At 66.1% G+C, this 6,889-nt stretch carries 8 protein-coding genes; 5 read left to right on the top strand and 3 right to left on the bottom strand.

Annotated elements, in window-relative coordinates; all coding sequences use genetic code 11:
* Positions 1–338 precede the first annotated feature (338 nt).
* Positions 339–1,736 (bottom strand): recombinase family protein, encoded by a 1,398-nt coding sequence (locus DY240_RS24935; protein WP_147375514.1) that lies wholly within the window; start codon positions 1,734–1,736, stop codon positions 339–341.
* A gap of 456 nt (positions 1,737–2,192) precedes the next feature.
* On the opposite strand from DY240_RS24935, the gene DY240_RS31485 reads away from it, so the two are divergent.
* Positions 2,193–2,378, top strand: coding sequence for a hypothetical protein (locus DY240_RS31485; RefSeq protein WP_147375513.1), 186 nt, complete (start codon positions 2,193–2,195; stop codon positions 2,376–2,378).
* Here DY240_RS31485 and DY240_RS24930 read toward each other — a convergent pair.
* Entirely contained in the window at positions 2,358–2,804 is a 447-nt protein-coding gene (locus DY240_RS24930; RefSeq protein ID WP_199702370.1) for a DUF6326 family protein, read from the bottom strand. The two genes, DY240_RS31485 and DY240_RS24930, sit on opposite strands and share 21 nt — an antisense overlap.
* Positions 2,805–3,037: 233 nt before the next feature.
* Between DY240_RS24930 and DY240_RS24925 the strand changes: the two genes are divergently transcribed.
* Positions 3,038–3,403 (top strand): hypothetical protein, encoded by a 366-nt coding sequence (locus tag DY240_RS24925; protein ID WP_119662401.1) that lies wholly within the window; start codon positions 3,038–3,040, stop codon positions 3,401–3,403.
* Positions 3,404–4,700: 1,297 nt separating this feature from the next.
* On the opposite strand, the gene DY240_RS24920 is transcribed toward DY240_RS24925, so the two are convergent.
* Complete coding sequence (locus DY240_RS24920; protein WP_407659398.1) at positions 4,701–5,099, bottom strand: histone-like nucleoid-structuring protein Lsr2; 399 nt, start codon at positions 5,097–5,099, stop codon at positions 4,701–4,703.
* Positions 5,100–5,772: 673 nt separating this feature from the next.
* Between DY240_RS24920 and DY240_RS24915 the strand changes: the two genes are divergently transcribed.
* From DY240_RS24915 to DY240_RS24905, 3 genes are all read left to right on the top strand, one after another.
* Positions 5,773–6,090, top strand: a complete 318-nt coding sequence (locus DY240_RS24915; protein ID WP_119662400.1) for a hypothetical protein — start codon at positions 5,773–5,775, stop codon at positions 6,088–6,090.
* Between the two features lie 116 nt (positions 6,091–6,206).
* The gene (locus tag DY240_RS24910) at positions 6,207–6,524 is read left to right on the top strand and encodes a hypothetical protein (protein ID WP_119662399.1); all 318 of its coding nucleotides are present in this window, start codon (positions 6,207–6,209) and stop codon (positions 6,522–6,524) included.
* An 11-nt stretch (positions 6,525–6,535) separates the two neighbouring features.
* Positions 6,536–6,829, top strand: a complete 294-nt coding sequence (locus DY240_RS24905) for a DUF7716 domain-containing protein (protein ID WP_147375511.1) — start codon at positions 6,536–6,538, stop codon at positions 6,827–6,829.
* Positions 6,830–6,889: the final 60 nt, after the last annotated feature.

The following is a 6,889-nucleotide window of genomic DNA, read 5'->3' as shown; positions in this document are numbered from 1 at the left end:
GCCGGCCGCGCCTCGAGGCAGGCGGCCGGCGGCTCCCGTCAGGGGTGTGCTCTGCGATCAGATGTCGAAGTAGAGCTCGAACTCTCACCAGGGTGTTTGTAGTCGTTGGTCATCGACGGCTAATGCTTCCTGACCTGCGTCAACACCTCGGAGTGTCGTTGGTCGAAGTTGGCTGCTTTCGGTGCTGCTGAGGAACCGCTGAGGAACGCGGACGGCCTCGACCTGAGTCACGCGCGGACACCGGGTCGAGCCCTCGATGGGAAGGAAGCCCGGCTAGAACAGCAACCAGCCCACGTACGTCGAGCGCGTGGATGTATCTGCTTCGGGACTAAGCACCTTCATGGTCCGTCAGCCGTGGCTGACTGCCGCCATGAAATTTCTACTGACGCGGGATCGAATTTCTTCATTCCTGGGCCGGTGCTCAGGATCCTGATCGACAGGAGGGCGCCGATGACGCGACGCTGCTCGTTGATGGGCATCAGGTTCCACGTGCCGTGAACGTCGTTGGTGTGAACGAGGGGAGCCAGCAGTCGCACGCGGGTCGCGTCAGCCATCGTTCGTTCTGCCTGCTTCAGGTGGTGCACCATGGATGCTGTCGCCCGTTCCATCTGGCTAAGGGTGACTTTGCCGACTGCGTATGCGTCGGCAAGTTCGTCGATCCGGATCCGTAGCCGCCGGGCTTCTGCGAGGGCGTCCGGGACATGGGGACGGTTGCAGTCGGCCAAGAGATCGGGGGCGTCTCGGCGTGCTAGGCGATCGAGAATCGTACCAACGATCAGTAGCTCGATCGGTTCGGCCTTGCGGCCGATGTGCCACTGTGTACGACATCGGTAAATCCTGTTGGGTCGCGACAGATGTGCGATGCCGCCGGTTACGGGCCGGTTGCACGTGCCGCAGAGCGCAACGTCGTGTAGGAGCGCCTTCGGATGCCGTTTCGTTCGGCGCATGGGATCGCCGAGAATTGCTTGTGCTGCTCGCCACGTGTCCTCGTCGACGATCGGCTCCCACATCGCAGCGCCCGTGATCTGTCCCTTGTACGTGTGGAGGCCGGCATACATGGGCTTGCGCAGGCACCTAGTGAGGGTGTCGGACCGCCAGTGACCGGGCGAGCCGTCGCGTCGGCCGTGAGGGGTCAGCAGGCCTTGGCTGTTCCACGCGTGTGCGATCAGGCCTTGCGACTGCTGAGTCAGGAGTTGGTCGTAGGCCCACCGGACGGCGTCCGCCTCGTCGGGGCGATGCGTCATGTCGTTGTTGAAGCCGAATGACCTGCGTCCGCCCACCTTCTTTCCTTCCGCGGCGAGTTGCGCGTTGGCTCGTCGTTGGCGGTCACTCTTCAGCTCGATCTCGTGGCGCGCTACGGAGGCCAGCACGTCAGCGGAAAGGCGACCTGCCGGGGTCGACATGTCGATGTCGACGCCGCGCACGAGCGCTATCAGGGCACCGGCTCTTTGGCCTGCGTCGATGAGCCTTAGCGAGTCGTGGCGGTTGCGCTCCAGTCGATCCCATGTCCACGCCACCACGCCGTCTATGTGTCCCACCACGATGAGATCGAGCAAGCGTTCAAATCCGGGCCTCAGAAGCTTTCCTGCGGCGCTGAGGTCGTTGTCCTCAAGCACCTCAACAACGGTCCATCCGCGTGCTTCGGCGAGCTTCAGGCAGTCCTGACGCTGCCGACCCACTCCCCGCCCGACCCCCGACGCGTCATCGCTAATACGGACGTAGATCGCGATCCTCACGCAGCACCCCCCGCGGCTGGTCAAGTCGAGGACTCGATGCTGTGTGACGCTTGACCTCCCCAACAGGGGGCGACTTTCGCCTTAAGTAGTACAGTTGTCGGGCCTGTCCGAAATGAGGCCGTAGCGAAGCTCGAAAATGAGGCCACCCAGACAGATTGGATGGGTGATCTCGGTGGAGGATTGGGCATTGATCCGCCGGCTGGTGGCGGACGGGGTCCCGCCGCGTCAGGTCGGGGCCAGGTGGATGACGACCGCGGCCAGCAGCCATACCGTCAGCAGCGCCGCCGCCGCGGGCATCGTGGAAGCGGACAAGCCGTACGAGGCGGGCGGTGCGGGCGCCGGCCGTGGGAAGCGTCGTAGCGCTCCCCGCCGAGCGGGTTTACATGGCGCTGGAGTACTACGTGTGCCGTCAGCCGGTGCGGATGCGGCCCGACTTCTGGCGGCTTGGTGGGCGCGGTGCGGTCGTCGCAGGTGGTGCTCGGCAGGTTGCTGACCGGTGTCGTGGTGGCGTTCTACCGCGTCGCGTCGCGTGGAACGCCGGTCTTGATTGCGACCACGATGCTCGCCGGCGGTCATCTGGCTGCGCTCATCCGGCTCCGGCCGTGGTCGACCGGCTCGAACTCATTGAGCTCCGCTCTGTGATGCAGGCGAGAGTCTCGGCCACGTCCAGGAGTGGTACGTGATGAGGGCGAGCACGGCCAGCTCGATGACGCTGCCCAGCACGTAGTAGCCCCACTCGCCGACCGCGCCGAGGATGACTGTGACGGCGTACCCGAGGGCCAGCACTATATTGGCGATACGGCTGATCCGTGCTGGCAATATGAGTGTGGCAAGCACCATCAGACTGGCGATGGCGATGGCGACGTAGGCGGTGGTTCCGACGAGGAACGCCTGGTCAACCGTGAACCCGCCGATCTCTCCTTCGTCGAGGTCGCTGCGGACGTCGGTGCGGTAGAGACTGAACAGGTCGACGTAGACCCAGACGAACAACATCGTCACCCAGGACGCCGCGATCTTCGTCCTCGCGTTGACCGGGTACGCCTCGAATGCGGTTCGGACTGTGGCCACTGGGGCTCCTCAAGAGGCTTCGGCCGGGCACCCGACGCACCGAGGCGCGCCCGCAGCACTCAACTGGCAGCTGGCGTGAGTCACGCTAGGCGCAGCCAGCTCGTCACGCATCGGGAATGTCCCCAATCTCAACCCCGAGTGCGTTCCTTCCGGGGCACGGCGAGCGAGAGCACGGCAGGAGCGTCTGGCCACGTTGCGCGTGAAGCCTTGCGACCAGCTCGAGCCTTTCGGCCATGGTGATGTACGACGACCAGGTGTCGGAGAGGAGAAGGTGCGTGAGGAGCCGCCTGCGCTCGTCGCTGGCCGAGCTACGGCGCATGTACACCGCCGAGGTGGCGTACCGCGCTGAGGTGACGGCGCGCTCGGCTCTACCGTCACGGGAGTGCATCGTCTGCTTCCGACCCGACTCCATGACTCCGGACACGCGAATCAGATCTGACCTGACCGGCGGAGGGAGGGTCGCTGTCCTCACCGACGAACGGGCCCCGGCCGTGAACGCGCTCGAACGGGCCGTGATGGCCTACGTCAGCGCCATTCTGATCCGGCTCGAGGTCCGCGAGCGGGTGCTGGCGGCCATTGTGCTCACGAGGCCGGCCTGATCCCGAACGGTCGACCACCTCAGCGCTGATCGCATGTCCTGGCCATGGCATCGACCATGGGGCGCCAGCCAGCGCGAACGGGGCATCCGGGGCCGGCCAAGGCCTCGTGCGGTCGATCGGCCGCATGCCGGTTACGTCGATCTCGCTGTGGTGGCGGTGCGGGACGCGTGATGTGCGATCTTGGTGAGGGTTCGCCTAGAGTGCGGTCGTCGGGGGGCGTGTCCCGATCGTTCGTCGTGGACGGTCGGGGTGCCCCGCCGTCGTTCAGGAGCGCGCGGGCGGCGATCGTGCGCGAAGGGCGAATCTCGTCGGTTCTGCGCGACCACGGGCCGGCCGAGCTCCGTCCTGCTGAGTGTCGTCAGGCATTTGCGGGTCGGCAGCTGGATCGTCTGTATCCTCGAGCGTGTCGAGCTGGGCGCGCAACCGGTTGGCATCGGCCTGGACCTTGCGTAGCCGCTCTTTCAAGATCGCCCTGTACGGCGCTGACGGTGCTTTCGGCTCTGCCGCGGGTGAACGAGCCAGCCCGACCGTTGGCAGGCGACGATCGACCGTGTCTGCGGGCAGGTGTTACACAGCCGCTTGGGTTGGGGGTGGCCAGCCCTGCTCGAGCATGCGGCCGGTGTGGGCTCGCTCGCGATCGGGCTGCACCCAGGTGCGGCGGTCCAGAACTCGTCGAACGGCGCAACCATCTCCTCGAGCCGGGAGGCGTCGGCGACGTGCGGTCCGTCGGCAGGTCGCCCAGTCGAGATCGGGGATCGGCTCATCGACATGCCCGCACGCCAGTGTCGCCCGCCAGGACGCCGATGTTCGCGGCTCGTCGTGACGAAGGACCGGCCATACATCAGCATCCGCCCAGTCCGGCGGGTCGGCCGGGTCCGCGGGGAAGGTGACCTCACGCCGCTCGCCCCAGTTCGCGATCTCCCGGTACGGAGCCGGCTCCGAGTCGTCGTGGAAACAGGGCAACTGCCCCGCCGGCAGCCACGCCCGGCCTGTGGCGTCGGCCCAGCGACTGCCCTAGGGAAGTTCGGCCTCGCTGGTGGTCAGCGCTTCCTTGATGCATCTGCAGTCCAACTGAACGCGCCATCGAAAAGACGCGCTCGCGGCGGGGCGCTCAGAACACCCAGAGCGCGGCGGGGAGCCGCTGTCGCCGCTTCGCATTGAACTCCTGATACTCCGGCAGCGCTTCGGCTCGAGGCCTCGCCCGTCCCGGCAGCTGCCGGACAACGGCGGGAACGCCCTTGACGCTGTCGCCGCGGCCGCTAAGACCTGCCGGGGGCTCACCCATGCCGTGCTCCGATCAGGAGGCGCGAGCAGCCTCGTATGCGGCGACGACGTCCTTGGGGATGCGTCCACGATCACTGATCTTGTGGCCGTTGGTGAAGGCCCACTCGCGGATCGCCTTCAGCTGTTCCGGGCTGCGCCTCGCGCGGCCTGATCCGCGTGCGCCGCTGGCACTCGCTGACACCTTGCGGGCCGCAGCCGTGTACGTCGACAGTGCACCACGAAGCTTCGCCGCATTCTTGTCGTTCAGGTCGATCTCGTACGACGTGCCAACGAGTCCGAAGGACACCGTCTCGCCCTTGCCCTGCGCAATCGGCTTACCATCGAGGTCGTCGACGAGCTGGACGAACACCTTCTGCGCCACTTCTTTCGCCCCCATGTCTGTCGCGAGAATGTGACCATACAAGTCGATCATGCGCCACAACGGTGATACAAGCCGCGTGGCGCACGATTCATCGTGATGGAGGAGATTTCGAGGTCTCCGCGATGCGCGCACAGATTGAGACAGACCATGGCCGAGCTCTACTACGCCGACATCGACCACGCCCCGCTCCATCAGCGCTGTCCTGGTCGGCGACGCACCGCGAACCCGATCGCTGTCTCGAGGCGACGACAACTCAACGTGGGGCGCGGTCGGGCCAGACGACGGCGACGCTGAGGCACGACTGGCTTATGAGGGCGACGACCTCGGCGGTACCACCCGGCCGCGCCGCCCAGGACAGCAGTTAGGGCGTCTGCTTGGTTTCAGCATGTGCTGACTGGCGGCCAGGTGGGCACCGGTGGCCGGCTGTGAATGCGAGCGGATGCACGTCGACCCTGCGAGTGAAGAGAGCGTCATACGAACGTTGGCTGCTCTGAGCCAGCCGGTCTCGGTGCACGGTATCCGGGATGATCGCGACGAGTTGGCGGCCTTCGTCACGCCCAGCGCGGGAGAAGATCTTGGCTGCAGGGACGCATCGTGATCTTGGATCGGCTGACACCGCGATGAGTGGCTCTTCGGATTCCATGGGGTGGGTGCGCTGAGTCCGTGGGTGATTCCGCGCGGGCCGGAGCTCGCGTTCTCGGGACCTGCGCACCAGGATGGACGTATGGGTTTCTTTCGACGTCGTGAGGACGACCAGCCTCAGCCCAGTGCGTTCGTCGCGGATATCTGCCACCGCCTCGGTGAGGGGTATGGCGGATTCGATACCGTCACCCCGTTGCCGCCGGGGTCGGGTGGGCCTGGTGCGGAGGTCGTGATTCACGTCGTGGGGTCGGCTGATCCGGATCGACCGCCGTTCCTGCGAGGCACGGGGATCGTTCGCACCGCACGCGCGTATCCCGATCGTACTGAGGTGTTCGACGGCGACGCGCTTCTCGCCGTCTACGACGACCTCACCGTCACCGACGTATTCGGGGCGCAATGAGCCATCGGCGGGTGTGTCCTGTGGGCCCGGACGTTAGGCGACTGGAACCGGATCCGGAGACGACGGCTGAGCTCGAGGATTCGACCGAGCCGCTCGCTCCCGCCCCGAACGCGGCCGTGGCCGAGCTGTGGCGGATGACGCCCGGGCTGTATCTTGCGAACGGCACCGCGATCTACGGCCCGCACTCGATCTGCGAACGCAACACGACCTACGAGGTCGAGGAGTACTCACCCGGGTGGGTGCTCATCGGCGATGACGGCGGTGGGGCCGGATATCTGATGCGGCGACAGGGCACGGTCGGCGGGCGCGACGGCGAGGTCTATCGACTCGACCTCGGCGCCCTGTCGGACGACGTCAAGGCCGACGGCGAGTACGTCACCGATGACCTGTGTCGCTGGCTCGCCGCCTCAGGAAGTGATGTGGAGTGCGGCTGACACTCGGAGAGGTGCTCAGGCAGGCCGACGGCCTGCGATGGGATCACGCCCTGTACGCACCCGGGGGGCGTCCCTATTCGGAGGAGACGCCGGTACTCGTCTGGGACGTGGACGACGTCTCAGATGACACAGACCTCCCGGCTGAGGCGATCGCCCTCGGCTACGACTATGTGCTCGGGATTCAGGACGTGCAGGGCATCGTCCAGAATGCCCGCCAGCAGCGCCCCGACACGACGAGCGCTGACCTGCTTGCCGCATTCCACTTCTATCTCGACAACGATGCCTTCATCCTGTGGGCAGGATGACCACAACGCCCTCGGTACGGAAGGCGGGGTCGGGTCTCGATCCCGCACCGAATCGAGGTG

This window comes from Jiangella rhizosphaerae, assembly GCF_003579925.1.
Classification (GTDB): Bacteria; Actinomycetota; Actinomycetes; order Jiangellales; family Jiangellaceae; genus Jiangella; species Jiangella rhizosphaerae.
The sequence above is the reverse complement of the archived record's forward strand: the minus strand, read 5'-3'. Positions and strand labels throughout refer to the sequence as shown.